At 69.8% G+C, this 14,482-nt stretch carries 15 protein-coding genes; 8 read left to right on the forward strand and 7 right to left on the reverse strand.

What is annotated here, in order from left to right:
• The first annotated feature begins 12 nt into the window (after positions 1 to 12).
• The 5 genes from RCAP_RS10995 (at position 13) to RCAP_RS11015 (ending at position 5,099) form a co-directional block, all read left to right on the forward strand.
• Positions 13 to 729 (forward strand): type 1 glutamine amidotransferase, encoded by a 717-nt coding sequence (locus RCAP_RS10995; RefSeq protein WP_013067930.1) that lies wholly within the window; start codon positions 13 to 15, stop codon positions 727 to 729.
• A gap of 303 nt (positions 730 to 1,032) precedes the next feature.
• Entirely contained in the window at positions 1,033 to 2,403 is a 1,371-nt protein-coding gene (locus RCAP_RS11000) for an LLM class flavin-dependent oxidoreductase (RefSeq protein WP_013067931.1), read from the forward strand.
• Positions 2,404 to 3,255 carry an ABC transporter permease gene (locus tag RCAP_RS11005; protein WP_013067932.1) on the forward strand — a complete coding sequence of 284 codons (852 nt, stop codon included), beginning with the start codon at positions 2,404 to 2,406 and terminating at the stop codon, positions 3,253 to 3,255.
• Between the two features lie 43 nt (positions 3,256 to 3,298).
• Entirely contained in the window at positions 3,299 to 4,279 is a 981-nt protein-coding gene (locus RCAP_RS11010) for an ABC transporter substrate-binding protein (RefSeq protein ID WP_013067933.1), read from the forward strand.
• 7 nt (positions 4,280 to 4,286) lie between these two features.
• Positions 4,287 to 5,099, forward strand: coding sequence for an ABC transporter ATP-binding protein (locus RCAP_RS11015; RefSeq protein WP_013067934.1), 813 nt, complete (start codon positions 4,287 to 4,289; stop codon positions 5,097 to 5,099).
• 48 nt (positions 5,100 to 5,147) lie between these two features.
• Here RCAP_RS11015 and RCAP_RS11020 read toward each other — a convergent pair whose 3' ends face one another.
• From RCAP_RS11020 to RCAP_RS11030, 3 genes are all read right to left on the reverse strand, one after another.
• On the reverse strand, positions 5,148 to 5,453 hold the full coding sequence (locus RCAP_RS11020; protein ID WP_148214851.1) for a hypothetical protein: 306 nt from the start codon (positions 5,451 to 5,453) through the stop codon (positions 5,148 to 5,150).
• Positions 5,454 to 5,567: 114 nt separating this feature from the next.
• Positions 5,568 to 5,756, reverse strand: coding sequence for a hypothetical protein (locus RCAP_RS11025; RefSeq protein WP_013067936.1), 189 nt, complete (start codon positions 5,754 to 5,756; stop codon positions 5,568 to 5,570).
• The gene (locus RCAP_RS11030; protein ID WP_013067937.1) at positions 5,753 to 6,007 is read right to left on the reverse strand and encodes a hypothetical protein; all 255 of its coding nucleotides are present in this window, start codon (positions 6,005 to 6,007) and stop codon (positions 5,753 to 5,755) included. Before RCAP_RS11030 ends, RCAP_RS11025 begins: the two co-directional genes overlap by 4 nt.
• 376 nt (positions 6,008 to 6,383) lie before the next feature.
• Between RCAP_RS11030 and RCAP_RS11035 the strand changes: the two genes are divergently transcribed.
• From RCAP_RS11035 to RCAP_RS18550, 3 genes are all read left to right on the forward strand, one after another.
• A complete protein-coding gene (locus RCAP_RS11035; RefSeq protein WP_013067938.1) occupies positions 6,384 to 6,932 on the forward strand; it encodes an RBBP9/YdeN family alpha/beta hydrolase in 549 nt (182 codons plus the stop codon).
• A 230-nt stretch (positions 6,933 to 7,162) separates the two neighbouring features.
• Positions 7,163 to 8,500 carry an FAD/NAD(P)-binding protein gene (locus RCAP_RS11040; RefSeq protein WP_013067941.1) on the forward strand — a complete coding sequence of 446 codons (1,338 nt, stop codon included), beginning with the start codon at positions 7,163 to 7,165 and terminating at the stop codon, positions 8,498 to 8,500.
• Positions 8,501 to 8,803: 303 nt separating this feature from the next.
• Entirely contained in the window at positions 8,804 to 9,355 is a 552-nt protein-coding gene (locus RCAP_RS18550) for a hypothetical protein (RefSeq protein WP_013067942.1), read from the forward strand.
• Positions 9,356 to 9,644: 289 nt separating this feature from the next.
• On the opposite strand, the gene RCAP_RS11050 is transcribed toward RCAP_RS18550, so the two are convergent.
• The 4 genes from RCAP_RS11050 to RCAP_RS11065 are packed head-to-tail and all read right to left on the reverse strand — an operon-like array spanning position 9,645 to position 14,469.
• The gene (locus tag RCAP_RS11050) at positions 9,645 to 10,964 is read right to left on the reverse strand and encodes a nitrogenase component 1 (protein WP_013067943.1); all 1,320 of its coding nucleotides are present in this window, start codon (positions 10,962 to 10,964) and stop codon (positions 9,645 to 9,647) included.
• Entirely contained in the window at positions 10,964 to 12,319 is a 1,356-nt protein-coding gene (locus RCAP_RS11055) for a nitrogenase component 1 (protein ID WP_013067944.1), read from the reverse strand. The genes RCAP_RS11050 and RCAP_RS11055 overlap by 1 nt, the downstream gene beginning before the upstream one ends.
• A 1-nt stretch (position 12,320) precedes the next feature.
• Positions 12,321 to 13,193 carry a nucleotide-binding protein gene (locus tag RCAP_RS11060; RefSeq protein WP_013067945.1) on the reverse strand — a complete coding sequence of 291 codons (873 nt, stop codon included), beginning with the start codon at positions 13,191 to 13,193 and terminating at the stop codon, positions 12,321 to 12,323.
• Between the two features lie 49 nt (positions 13,194 to 13,242).
• Positions 13,243 to 14,469 (reverse strand): radical SAM protein, encoded by a 1,227-nt coding sequence (locus RCAP_RS11065; protein WP_013067946.1) that lies wholly within the window; start codon positions 14,467 to 14,469, stop codon positions 13,243 to 13,245.
• Between the last annotated feature and the right edge of the window lie 13 nt (positions 14,470 to 14,482).

Here is a 14,482-nt window from a genome sequence, read left to right on the forward strand (position 1 = left end):
CCCGGAGACCCGATGAACATCCTTGTTTTCCAGCATCTTGCCGTTGAACACCCCGGAACCCTGCGCGATCTTTGGGCGGCGGCGGGGCACCGTCTGACCACCGTCGAGCTGGACGCCGGGGCGCCGATCCCGCCGCTGGACGGCTTCGATCTGATGGTGGCGATGGGCGGGCCGCAGGATCTGTGGCAAAAGGACGAGTTGCCCTGGATGCGCGCCGAGCTGGCGGCGATCCGGGCCTGGGTGGCCGATCTGGGGCGGCCCTATCTGGGGATCTGTCTGGGCCATCAGCTGCTGGCCGAGGCTCTGGGCGGCCGGGTCGGGCCGATGGCCGCGCCCGAGGTCGGCCTGTGCGAGGTCCGCCGCAGCGCGGCCGGGGCGGCGGATCCGATCTTTGGCGCCTTGCCCGAACGGCTGCAGACCTTTCAATGGCACGGCGCCGAGATCACGACCCTGCCCGAGGGGGCGGTGGTGCTGGCGGAAAATGCGGCCTGCGGCGCGCAGGCGATCCGCTGGGGGCGTCACGCCTGGGGGATGCAGTTCCACATCGAGATCACCGAAACGACGGTCGCCGACTGGCAGGAGATCCCGGCCTATGCCGAAAGCCTGCGCCGCGCCCTGGGCGAGGCCCGCGCGGCGGGGCTTGCCGCCGAGGTCGCGCCGCATCTGGACGCCTTCCGCGCCACCGCCACGCGGATGAACGCGGCCCTTGCGCGCGCGATGGCGGGCTGAGGCCGCGCCGCTTCGGGCGCCGTCAGGAAGGAACTTCCGCCCCGACGCCCTGACAAAGAAAGCCGCAATCGTCGTGGCCCAAATATTTGGAATGGCTCCAAAACAGCGGAGATGCCAGATTACACGACAAGACATATCGTGTTTTGGAGCCCCCATGCCCGCGCCTCTTTCCCCCGCGCTTCCCCGTTGGCCCTGTCGCTGCGGCGCTGACCGCCGCGCCTGACCCCCCTTCCCGTTCCGACGCTTCCCCCCCTCGTCGCCGCAAGCGACGGGCCCCCGTCTTGCCCCCTCAGGAGACCCCCCGTGACCACATCCCTCAGCCCGACCCGCAAGCTGCGCCTTGGCGCCTTCCTGCCCGGCGGCGGCCAGCACATCGCCGCCTGGCGCCAGCCCGACCAGCCCTCGGATGGCGCGACCAGTCTCGCCTTTCACATCCAGCTCGCCAAGGAGGCCGAGCGCGGCCTTTTCGACGCCTATTTCCTCGCCGACGGCCTCTCGGTCAGCTTTGGCGGCGGCATCGAGGGCGGCAATGCCAAGGTCGCGGGCTTCGAGCCGGTGACGCTGTTCGCCGCGCTCTCGCAGCACACGAAAACCCTCGGCTTCATCGCCACCGCCTCGACCACCTACGAGGAACCCTATAATCTTGCACGCAAATTCGCCTCGCTTGATCTGATCACCGCGGGCCGCAGCGGCTGGAACGTCGTCACCACCACGGGGGACGCCGCCGCGCAGAATTTCAACCGCGACAGCCAGCCGCCGCATGCCGCCCGCTATGCCCGGGCGCATGAACATGTCGCGGTGGTGAAGGCGCTTTGGGACAGTTTCGAGGAGGACGCCTTTGTCCGCGACAAGGCGACGGGGCAGTTCTTCGACGCGGGCAAGCTGCATGCGGCCAACCACAAGGGCGCGCATTTTCAGGTCAAGGGGCCGCTCAATGTCTCGCGCAGCCCGCAGGGCCATCCGGTGATCGTGCAGGCGGGCCAGTCCGAGGACGGCCGCGGCTTTGCCGCCGCCCATGCCGAGGTCATCTTCACCGCGCATCAACACCTTGAAACGGCGCAGGAATTTTATCGCGACATCAAATCCCGCGCGCGCGGCCTGGGGCGCAACCCGGACCATCTGCTGATCATGCCGGGCGTTTCGCCCTTTGTCGGGCGCACGCTTGACGAGGCGCAGGAGAAATACAACCGGCTGACCGCGCTGATCCTGCCCGAAGACGGCGTCGCGCTGCTCAACGGGCTCACCGGCGGCACGCTCGATCTGAGCGGCCACGATCTCGACGGGCCGCTGCCGCCCGCGCCGCCGACCGAGGGGATGAAATCGCGCCAGGCCCTGATCCGCGCCATCGCCGATGAACATGGCTTCACCATCCGGCAGCTTTATCAATGGGTTGCCTCGGCGCGCGGGCATCTGACGCTGGTCGGCACGCCCCAAGGCATCGCCGACACGCTGCAGGCGTGGTTCGAGACCGGGGGCGCCGACGGCTTCAACATCCTGCCGCCCTGGTTGCCGAAGGGACTGACAGATTTCGTCGATCTGGTGATCCCCGAATTGCAGCGCCGCGGCCTTTTCCGCACCGCATACGAGGGCCGCACCCTGCGCGAGAACCTGGGCCTGCCCTTCCCCGAAACCCGCTGGGCGCTGGCCCGGCGCAGCACACAGGCGGCAGAATAGATGGCTTTTCAAGGACTTGAAATCTCGGTTCCGCCGATTGAAACCCCGGCACGGCCGCTGCCGCCGCTTTCTGGCGCCAATCTGCGCCGGGGGGTCGAGGCGGGCGCGCGGGTCTTGTCCCGCTACGGGCTGCTGCTGGGCTTTCTGGCGCTCTGGCAGATCGCGGCAAGCGCGGGGTGGCTGAACCCCTCGGTCTTCCCGCCGCTTGACCGGATCGCGGCGACGCTGTGGCAGGGGATCGTCTCGGGGGCGCTGCTCGATGACATCGCGATCAGCCTGCAGCGGGCGGGGATCGCCTTTGCCGCCTCGGTCGCGGTGGGGGTGCCGCTTGGCCTTGCGATGGGGCAGATGCCCGTGGTCGAGCGCGCGCTGGACCCGATCCTGCAGCTCTTTCGCCAGACCTCGGCGCTGGCGCTTTATCCGGTCTTCATCCTGCTGCTGGGGCTGGGCGAGACTTCGAAGATCTTCGTGATCTTCTGGGCAAGCCTGTTTCCGATCCTGCTTGCCACCATTGGCGGGGTCCAGCAGGTCGATGGCAAACTGCTTGAAATGGCCCGCAGTTTCGGCGCCGGGCGGTTGACGCTGTTTGCCCGGGTGATCCTGCCCGCCGCGGTGCCCGCGATCTTTGTCGGGCTCAGGCTCTCGGGCACCACCGCGCTTTTGCTCTTGATCGCGGCCGAGATGATCGGCGCGAACAAGGGGCTCGGCTTTCAGGTGATGAACGCGCAGTTCAACTTTCGCACCGATCTGATGTTCGCCGCGATCTTCCTTCTGGCCTTCCTGGGCCTTGCGCTGAACGCCGCCCTTGTCGCCGCCCAGGCCCGGTTCTGCCGCTGGTCCGAGCCGCGCTGACCCCCTTCCCTCTCAATCGCCCTCGCAATCGAAAGACAGACCCATGACCCTTCTTCGCTCTCTCGCCCTTGCCGCGCTGCTTTCGGGCACCGCGCTTTCGGCCGCGGCCGATCCGGTGACGCTGCGCTATCTGCCCAATCACGGCGGGCTTGCCGCCTTCGAGCTGGCCGCCGAACTGGGCTATTACGACGCCGCCGGGATCACGCTGGAAAACCTCGGCTATGCCACGGGCGGGCCGGAAACGCTGATCGCGCTGGCGGGGGGCAGTGCCGATATCGGCTCGGCCGCGACGCCCGCGGTGCTGAACGCGATCGCGGGCGGCAATGATTTCGTCGCGGTCTTTCCGACGAACGGCATCAACGACAGCGCGCAATCGATCTTTTACGTGCGCGACGACAGCCCGATCCGGACCATCGCCGATCTGCCCGGCCATACGATCGCGGTGAACACGCTGGGCGCGCATCTGGATTATGTCGTGCGCGAGGCCTTGCACCAAAAGGGCCTGCCCGAGGATGCCGCAAACCTGGTCGTCGTGCCCGGGCCGCAGCTGGACCAGGTGCTGCGCGCGGGGCAGGTCGATGTCTCGGCCTTCGGCTACTGGCAGACCACCTTCGAGGGCGCGGCGCGGCAAAAGGGCGGGCTGCGCGCGGTCTTTGACGATACCGACGTGCTGGGCGAGATCGCGGGCGGCTTTGCCGTGCTGCGCCGCGACTGGATCGACGCCCATCCGGCCGAGGCCCGCGCCTTTGTCGATGGCGCGACGAAGGCGCTCGATTACGCGCGCAGCCACCCCGCGGAGACGAAGGCGATCTTTGCCCGGGTGCTGCAGGAGCGCGGCGAAAATCCCGAGGTGGCGCAGTATTTTGCGGGCTATGGCGTGCGCGAGGGCGGCCTTGCCACGACCCGCGACGTGCAGTTCTGGATCGACATCCTGACGCGCGAGGGCAAGATCGCCCCGGGCAAGATCGCCGCCGCCGACATCCTTTATCAATCGGCCGAAGCCCCGGCCCCGGCCACGAACTGAGGCGCAGATGGCCCCGATCGCGCCGCCCTCCTCCCCTGCGGGGACCGATCTGCCCCCGACCCTCGCCGCATCGCGCGGCGAGGTTTCGGTGCAGGAGCTTTACAAATCCTTCACCCTCAACCGCGCGGCGCTGGCGGTGCTGCGCGGGCTGAGCCTGACCGTCGCGGGCGGCGAGAGCCTTGCCATCGTCGGCCCCTCGGGCTGCGGCAAGACCACGCTTCTGCGGGTGCTGGCGGGGCTTGAAACCCCCGATCGCGGCCGCGTGCTGATCGACGGCCACCCGGTCGCGGGCGTCGGGCGCGAGCGCGCGATCATCTATCAGGAACCGCGACTGCTGCCCTGGGCCAGCGTGCTTGACAACGTCGCCTTCGGGCTTGAGGTCCGGGGCACCCCCCGCGCCGAAGCCCGCGACCGGGCCCGGCATTATCTGCGCCTTGTCGGTCTGCAGGCCTTCGAGACCGCGCTGCCGCGGCAGCTGTCGGGCGGCATGGCGCAGCGCGTGGGCATTGCCCGGGCGCTGACCGTGCAACCGGAAATCCTGCTTCTGGATGAACCGCTTGCGGCGCTTGACGCGATGACGAAACTGACCGTGCAGGAAGAGCTTGCCCGGATCTGGGCCGAGGAACGGATGACGATGATCCTGGTCACCCATGATCTGGAAGAGGCGATCTATCTGGCCGACCGGGTGCTGGTGCTCTCGCGCGAGACCGAGACGCCGCCGCGGCTGCTCGAGGTGCCCCTGCCGCGGCCGCGGGATCGGAACGCCCCCGGTTTCGTGGCGCTGCGGCGCGATCTGATGCGCAGCTTCGGGCTGCAATAAGCGTGATACCCCCGCGGGCAAAACCTGCGGGGGAATGGGAACGGAAGGTCAGATCGTGGCCGGGGTCCGATGCCGCAGACGCTGGGCGACCAGCGTGCGCCATTGCCACCCCGCGCGCAGCGGCGGCAGGCCGTGGTTCGCCCAACGCGCATCGGCCCAGCCGCCCTGCCCCGGATCGGGCAGGACCAGAACGCTGCTTTCATGCGGCACCCGCCATTCCCGGGTCCAGACCAGATCCCAGCGCGGCCCGGCAAAGCGGACGCGCCAGCCCTGGCGGGCAAGATCGGCGGCAAGGATGTCCAGACCGGTCTCGGTCAGTTCCCAATATCTTGGGCGGCGGGTTGTCAGATACAACAGCAGCTTGGCAATCATGGGCTCCCCCGGAAGGATCAACGGGATGTCGCAGGCGCTGCCCCGCGCCGGAACCGAGGCGGGAACGGATCCCCGAACGGGCGTCCCCGCGCCGGATCAGCCTTGCGGGGGCAGCGATTTCACTACGATCCGCCACAGCCGCGGATCGCGGTTTTGCAGGAAATGGCGGCGGGCTTCCTCGGGATCATGGGTGAACCGGGTCTGCACCCGACCGCCGACGCGATGCGGCTGATCGGTGCGGGTGTCCACCATGGTCACGACGTAAAGCGGGGCGGCGGCCGTCATGCGAGGCCCCACAGCGCCAGACCGCCCCCGGCAAGGATCACGCCCGCCGCCGCCAGCCGCCACGCAAGCGGATCAGACCGGCCGGGCGCCCTTGTCAGTTCCCGCTCCGACCGCGCCGCCCGGCAATGCATCGCGGCCTCCTCGAACGGGTCGATACCCCAGGATTCGGCGGTGCGCAGCGGCGCGGCGAACTGCATCGGCAGCAGCCTGACCGGCTGGCGACGGGAGGGGATCGGCAGGGCATGTGTCATGACGGATCCTTTCGGGTGCAGGCGTCGGAACAGGATAAATACTCTATCGGAACGGTCGTCTTTACAAGGGAATAATCTCGTCCAATTCAGTCGTTATTTAGCAGATTGTTCCCCGACCGCACCGGAACGGCCCGCCAGGACAGGCGAAGATCTGCGTGCAAGCTATTGTTTTTAAATCACGATCAGAGATCGCATTGCACGGCCCCGCGATCCGCGACGGGCGGGCCGGGCGGCGGCATCGGCGCCACCGGGAACAGCTTCCTGCCCCGGCGCCGCAAAAGGGCAGGATCTTCTCTTTCCGCGCCGGTCTTTGGAACCACCAATCACGACAGATGTGATAGACATTAATCAACGCAACCCGACCGCAGAGGTTCCCATGATCAAGACGCTGCTCGTTCCGGGCCTTGACGGCTCGCCCGCACCGCATTGGCAGGACTGGTGGGCCGCCACCGACCCGACCGCGCTGATGGTCGACCTGCCCTGCCCCGACCGGCCGATGCCCGATCTGTGGGAGGCGGAACTGGCGGGCATGGTGCTGCAACACCCGAATGCGGTGCTGGTCGGCCACAGCCTGGGCGCGGTTCTGGTGGCGCGTCTGTTGTCGAAATGGCCGCAGATCGAGGTCCGGGCGGCGATGTTCGTCGCCCCCGCCGACACCCGCGGCGCCCGCCGGATCGGCCATTTCGGCTCGCCCTCGCGCCGGGCGCTGCCGGTGCCCAGCCTGCTCGTCGCCTCGCGCAACGACCCCTGGATGAGCTTTGCCCGCGCCAGCGAACTGGCCACGGCCTGGGGCTCGGAACTGGTCGATCTGGGCGCGGCCGGTCACATCAATGTCGCCGCCGGTTTCGGCCCCTGGCCCGCGGGCAAGGCGCTGCGCGACCGGCTGCTTGGCCGCCTGACCCGCCCGGTGGAGAAAAGCGCATGAGACAGCTGTTCTGGCGCCCGCCCACCCTGCGCGACCGGCTGCTGCTTGGCCTGCTTCTGGCGGGCTGGGCGGGGCTGATCGTCGCCATCTTCCTGCAGTGACCCGAAGGAGACCGACATGCTCGACGGACGCCTCGACCCCGACCTGATCCGTCTTCTGGCCCCGCGCGCCGGGGACTTCCGCCCGCTGCCGCGCTGGCTGGCCCGGCTGCTGACCGGCCGGGGGCGGGCATGACCGCCGCGCCCCCGCTTCGTCGGCATGTGCTGGTCATCGGCGGCGGCGCCTCGGGCGTGCTGATGGCCTGTCACCTGCTGCGCGCCGCCCCCGAAACCCGCGTCACCCTGATCGAGCGCGGCCCCCGCATCGGCCTTGGACTGGCCTATGCGACCGAGGACCCGGATCATCTGCTGAACACAAGGGTGCTCAACATGAGCGCCCTGCCCGAGGATCCCGAACATTTCCTGCGCTGGCTCTGGCAGGCGAACCGGTCCGTCTCGGGGGCCTCCTTCGTGTCGCGCGCGACCTATGGGCGCTATCTGGAAAGCCTGCTGGCGCCCTGGGCGGCCGGGCCGCGGCTGCGGCTGGTGCAGGCCGAGGCGGTGCGGCTGACCGAGGCGCCGCCGGGCCGGGTGACGCTGAGGCTGGACGATGGCCAGACGCTGATCGCCGATCACGCGATCCTGGCCACCGGCCATCCCCGCCCCGAGGCGGTGCGGGGGCTGCAGGCCGATGTGAGGCTGCTGGATCTGGAACCCGGCGTGCCGGTGGCGATCCTTGGCACCGGGCTGAGCATGGTGGATCAGGTGACGACGCTGCTGAAATCCGGCCATCGCGGCCCGATCTTCGCGCTGTCGCGCCGGGGCTTGCTGCCGCGCGTGCATGGGCCGGGAACGCCGCTGGCCACTTCGCTGGGCGAGGTGCCGCTGGGCGCCCCCGCCTCGGTGCTGCTGCACTGGCTGCGTCGGCAGGTGCGCCGCGCCGAGATCGCGGGCGGCACCTGGCGCGATGCGATCGACGGGCTGCGGCCGCATGTGCAGGGGATCTGGAGCGCCCTGCCCGAGCCCGAACGCGCCCGTGCCCTGCGCCACGCCGCCGCCTGGTGGGAGGTGCACCGCCACCGCATGCCGCCCGAAACCGCCCGCCACATCGCCAGCGCCCGGCAAAGCGGTCAGCTGCAGATCCTGCGCGGCGCCTTTGACCGGGTCACGCCGCATCCCTGCGGGGTCTGGCTGCAGTACCGCCCCTATCGGGAAACCGGCACCACCGCGCTGAACCTGGCCGCCGTGATCGATTGCCGCGGCGTGCGGCGCGATCCCGAAATCGGCGCGGGCCCGCTTCTGCGGCATCTGCTTGACGACGGGCTGGCGCAGATCGACCCGCTGCGGCTCGGCCTGGTCACCGACCGCAGCGGCCGGATTGTCAGCCGCGCGGGCACCACCAGCCGCGTCCTGCAGGCGATCGGTCCCGCCGCGCGCGCCGCCCTGTGGGAAATCACCGCCATCCCCGACATCCGCAGCCAGACCGCCCGGATCGCCGCCGAACTGTCGCACAGCCCCGCCCGCAGCTGAGCTGGCCAAAGCCGACTTGGAAAAGCCGAAACGGCGGGCCAGCACCACGCCCCCGCGACCCCCGCCGTCCGGTTTGCGCCGCCCCGATCCCTCCGGGGCGGCGGTTTCATCTGGCCCGGATCGCCGAGTCCCGATCGACGGGACAAGATCGACGGGCGAAACCCTCTTCTCCGGCCCGGCCGCAAAAGGGAATTTTCCGCCCCTCCGGCGCCTTAAAAAACACGCTCGAATTTATCGTCTTTTTGCCGTCCCTCTGCCATTCTGGCCTGACACCGTGCAACCTGCGTTCAGGAAAGGTCCGTCATGTCCCGTCAGGAAATCCTGCCCCCCGAGCTGCATCTGCCCGAGCTGCGCAGTGACGCGCCGCCCGCGCTGTCGAAACTGGAACGGCGCATGGTGCTGGCCTTCGTAGAGCGGCTGCTGAGCGCCGAGGGCCAGCCCGCCCCCTTCTTCACCCTGCTGCGCCAGACCGATGCCGCGCTGGCCGCGCTGATCGGCGCCGAGGCGGCCTCGGCGGCGCGGCCCGGTCCCTATGGCCGCTTCCCGCCGGGACCGCTGCGCGCCGAGGATCTGGACGGTCCGCCCTGGCGGATCCCGCCCGCGCTTTGCGCGCGGGTGGGCGAGCGGCTCTCGGTGGCGCTTGAATTCGCCTATCTGCTGGTGATGCATCCGGGCGATCTGCGCCGCGAAAGCCTGCTGGCGCTGAGCACCGGCGGCTGGAGCCCCGAAGGGATCGGCGCCCTGGCCGAGCAGATCGGCGCCGTCGCCAGCCAGACCCGGACCCTGGCAGAGCTGCACACCGCCGCCAGATCCGTCAGCACCCGACATGCCCCGGGCCGGACCCGGCTGCACTGACCCATCCCCCCGAGACGCTGGCCCAGCATGTCGGCTGGCGCGCCGATGCCGCCACCGGCGGCGGCGCTGTTTTCGCGCTCCGAGCTGGGCACATCTCCCCCCGGATCATGAAACCGACGACGGATGTGCCGGAAAGGCGGGTCGCGGGCTTGAAAACTCAACGACATCCGGACCGATCCGGATCAGGCGCTGACGGCGCAGTAAGCCGCCGCACCGCAAAAACCCCCCTTCCGCGACCGGAAGGGGGGGGCATTTTTCGTCAAGCATTTGCGGGAGGTTGCCGCGGGGCCTATTCGGCCACGCGCGCAAAAACCGGCGGCACCGGGGCCCGGCTTCGCAGGGCAAGGGCCGCCTGCGGCGCGGGCGCAAGCGCCAAAAGCAGCGCCGCAAGGACCCGCTCCGCCCCCGCCCGCCCGCTCAGACCGGCCCCCAGCACCTCGAGCCCCGGGGCCGCGCCCAGAACGACGGGGCAAAGCCCCCGCGCCGCCGCGATCGCCGCCGCGGAGGCACCCCCGAGCACCAGATCGGCGCCGCTCTCGTCCAGAAGCCGCGCCAGATCCGCCCTGTCCGCGGCGCAGGTCAGGCCGGTATCGGCCAGGGGCGCCCGGACCCCCTCGGGCGGGCTGTCGGTCAGGATCGCGCGCACCGGCCAGCCCAGCGTCCCGGCCAGAAACCGCGCCAGCGCCCCGGCGCGCAGGCTGCCATCGGCCACCACGACCCGGCGCGGCGCCAGCACCGCCAGCCGCTCCAGCACCGCATCGAAACGCCAGCCCTGCTGCGCCCGTTCGCGCGCCAGACTGCCCTCGGCGCCCGCGTCAAGCGGATGACCGAGGCGGTCGGAAAGCCTCCGCACCAGAGCCTCCGCCGCCTCGGCCCCCACCGGCAGCCCGTCCGCCACGAGCACCGGGATCCCATGCCGCGCCGCCAGCACCTCGGCGGGCGCCGTGCCCCAGGGCGAGAGCACAAGGCTCAGCGCCGCCCCCGCCGCCGCTTCGAGCGACGCCAGACCGCCCTCGGGGCCGAAGATCGGATTGGCCGCAAGGCCGACCCCCTCCAGCAGCCGCGACAGCGTCTCGATCTCGGCCAGCCAGCCCGGATCCAGCCCGGGGGCGATGCCGAACAGGTTCACCAGCGGCCGGTCGGCACGGGTCGGCGCGGGCGCGAGCTGGGCCAGAAGACCGGCCAGCAGCCGGGCATGGCCCTCATGCGCGGGGCCGTGAAACCCGGCCGTCGGCACCGCCACCACTCGCTCGCCCTGCGCCGTCAGCTCCTTCACCATGGCGCCGACATCATCGCCGATCATCTCGGCCGGGCAGCCGGTCAGCACCGCCAGCATCCCGCCCTCGAGCACCGCAAGGGCGTTCTTCATCTCCTCGCGCAGCCGCGAGGTGCCGCCAAAGACCACATGCTTGTCGGCCATGTTGGTCGCGGCGATGCGCGGCAATCCGGGCGGCGCACCATAGCGCCCGCCGCCGGCCGAAAGCCCCGCCCGCAGCGCGCAGCCGGGGGTGGAATGGACGACGACCGTGACCCCGGGGATCGCCGCCGCCGTGTGAAGCGCGCCGTGCAAGGCGCAGCCACCAAAGGGAAAAATCGCCGGGCGACCCATCAGCGCACCTCCTGCTTGATATGCCAGTCTGGGCTGCGTTTCAGCCAGCCCGGGGTATAGCCCGGCCGCGCGTTTTGCACCGCGCTGCGGACCAGGGCCCAGCGGGCAAGGGCGATGTCGACCGCCTCTGTCAGCACCTCCGGGGCCGCCGCGCCGATCAGCCGCGCCGGGTCCAGCACCGCGGCGGGCAGACCCTGCCGCAGCGCCACCACCACCGCATCGCCCGCGCCCAGCAGCAGATCGGGCGCAGTGCGGCGCAGCAGGCCCGCCAGTTCAAAACCCTGCCCCTCGCCGACATGGATCTGCAGATCCGGCCAGCGCTCGGCCAGGCTGCCCAGCGCCGCGGCATGGCTGCGATCGAGATGCGGCACCGAGAGCACCGCCACCGTCCCGCCCAGATCGCCGATCAGCTCTGCCGCGGCCAGCCCCCAGGCCGTGGGCAAGGCCAGCGCGAAGCGCCGCCCCGCAAGCGGTTCGGACAAGGGGCGCGGCGGTGCAGGCGGAACCGCCACCCCCCCCAGCGCCGCGACCCGGCGCAGCACCGCCACCGTCGCCTGCGCCCCCAGGGGCAGCGCGACATCAAGCCGGGTCACGCCAAAGCGCGTCTCCAGCCCCTCGGCGAAAAGACCAAGCAGATCGGGCGCCAGAACGAGGCTTGCCTCGGCCCGGCCCGCAAGGGCGATCTCGGCGACGCGCGCCCCCGCGGGCAGGATGTTCACCCGCCAGCCCAGCCCTTCGATCTGGCCCGCCAGCGCCGCAAGCTCCGGGCTGCGGGTGCTGGTGAGCAGGTTCAAAAGCCCCGGTTCGCGCGGGCCGTTCTGCGTCTCGACCAGCTGCAAAAGCGCCTCTGCCGCCGCATCGCCCCCGGTCGCGGGCACGGCCGAGCGGACCCCCTCGGTGCGGACCCAGACCACCGGCTTGCCCAGCTCCGGGCCAAGCGCCGCCACGGTGGCGCGGATGTCGTCGGAATTGATCGCGACGACCGGGCTGCCCAAGACCGCGATCGCCGCCACCGGGCAGGCGGCATCCAGCGCGCGGAGGGTTTCCGCCAGCACCTCGCCCGAGCCGAGCACGGTGTCGCGCTGATCAAGATCGGTCACCGCCAGCGGCGCGGGCCCGGGGGCACGGACGCCACAGCCGCGCGGCCCGTGCACGACAAGACCCAGATCGGGGATTTCCGACAGGATCGCCAGCGCCGGGCGCAGATCGTCGGGGGCGGCTTCGCTGAAGCTGCGGATCCGCCGCGGCGGCGTGCCCGCGGCGAATTCGGCCGCCAGATCGGCGGCGCGGCCAAGAAAGGCCTGGGTCGCCTCGGCCCGGGTCTCGCGCGGCTCCAGTCTGGGACGACGGGCCATCTTACGCGCTCCGCGCCGCGGCGGCGCGTTCGGCGCCAAAGATCCGGTCGCCCCAGTCCCGCGCCCAATCCTTCAGATCGGGACCGTTGAGGGGCTTCGGCAGCCGGGTTTCCAGATCCCCCGTCACGCGCCGCGCCAGTTTGCGGTAGATCTCGGCCTGATCGGAATAGGGCGCGGCCTCGATCACCGTCTGGCCGTAAAGCTCGGCCTGCGCGACGTCGACGGACCGGGGCACATAGCCCACCACCTCGGTGCCGGTGCGATGGGCGAAATCGTCGATCAGCCCGCGGGCATGATCCAGCTGCAGGCTGTTGGCGATGATGCCGCCCAGCCGCGCCCCGCCCGAGGGCGCATATTTGTCGATCGCCTTGAAGAGATTGTTGGCGGCAAAGATCGCCATGAAATCGGAACTGGTGACGACAAAGGCGCGGTCCGCGATGCCGTCGCGGATGGGCACGGCAAAGCCGCCGCAGACGACATCGCCCAGCACGTCATAAAGCACATAATCGGGGGCGAAGGTCTCGAAGACGCGCAGCTCTTCGAGCAGATCGACCGCGGCCGAGATGCCGCGCCCGGCGCAGCCCACCCCCGGCACCGGCCCGCCCGCCTCGATGCACAGAACGCCCCAGAAACCGACGGCGGAAATGTCTTCCAGCTTCGGTTTGCGGGCACGGTCGCGCAGGCTGTCCAGCACGGTGGGCAGTTCTGCCCCGCCGCGCAGGATGGTGGTGGAATCCGATTTCGGATCGCAACCCACCTGAATGACGCGGTGGCCCGCTTCGGCCAAGGCGGCGGCGATGTTCGAGGTGGTGGTGGATTTGCCGATGCCACCCTTGCCGTAAATGGCGATGTGGCGGGGGGTCTGGATGCTCACGGGGCTGTCCTTTCAGGGGCGGAAAGGGGGCGGCGCACCGCCCCCGCAATCACTGGGCGGCGACGGCGGTTTCGGCGAAGACCGGCAGGGTTTCCGCCTCGATCCGCCAGATGTCATGCTGCAGGCTCGTCACATCGGCGTTGCTGTCGTAAAGGTTCGCCCAGCTGAACCCGGCCTTTTGCCAGATCGCCGCGATCTTGTGGCCAAGGTCGAGATACCAGCCCGGTTCCGGCGCGCGATGGCCCTCAAGGTCGGAGCCCGGATTGGGGCACCAGATCGAGGCGGTGCCGACCGCGCCCTTGTCGGCAAGGTATTGAATCCCCGCCAGAAGGCTTTTCTTCGGCTCGATGCCGCCGACGAAATTCGAGCGCACATTGCCATGCCCGAAGACGCCCACCGAATATTCGATCGCCTTCAGCCAATGGTCCCAGCCGCCCGAGTCCCGCGCCTTGCCGGGGCAGATCGCGTTATAGATGCCCTTGTCCCAGAATTCGAGATTGAGCCCGACGGTGCGGTAGCCCGCTTCCTTGAAACGGTCGAGATTGCGCAGATCGATGGGGGCGGCGACGACGGCGGTGCCGTTGAAATCCTCGACCCCCGCATATTTGCGCAGCGCATCGGCGACATCGAGGTAATATTCCAGCTCGCGCCGTTCCGGGATCACGCCGCCGGTGATGTTGACGTGATCGACCAGCCCCGCCCGATGCGCCTCGGCATAGGTTTCGCCGATCTGACGCGCGGTCTTCCAGAAGATCCCGGTCTTTTCGCCATAGGTGTCCTTGGTGAAATTGATGTTGCAAAACAGGCAGTCCTCGCCCTTCGCCTTGTAGGAGCACTCGTTCGAATAGGCGACGAAGAACTGCCGTTCGGAGCCCAGCGTGGCGATGGTGGACATCGCCACCCCGTCCGAGGTGCGCTTGCCGTAGAAGGCGGGCCGGTCGGGGAAGAAGGCCTCGGCCAGTTCCTCGTCGCCGCGCACGACGATGGTGCGGTTGCCGTCCAGCTCGATCCGGTCGCGCGCCTCGGGGTTCAGCCGGAACGGCACGACAAGGCCGTGATCAAGGCGGAAATAGCTCGGCTGCTCCTCGTCATGGGTGACAAAATCCATCTCGAAGAGCGTGTGGACCTGTTCTTGCGTCCTGATGCCCGGGGCGATGTGGGCCAGCGCCTCGGGGCTGATCGACACGCCATCGGTGTAAAGCCGCGCCTTCAGCGCGAGTTCGGCCCAAAGCCGATCCTTGAGGCCAAGCGGACGGGGGGGAAGGGAAGCATGCATCGGGTCATCCTTG

It is taken from the genome of Rhodobacter capsulatus SB 1003 (assembly GCF_000021865.1).
Lineage (GTDB): Bacteria > Pseudomonadota > Alphaproteobacteria > Rhodobacterales > Rhodobacteraceae > Rhodobacter > Rhodobacter capsulatus_B.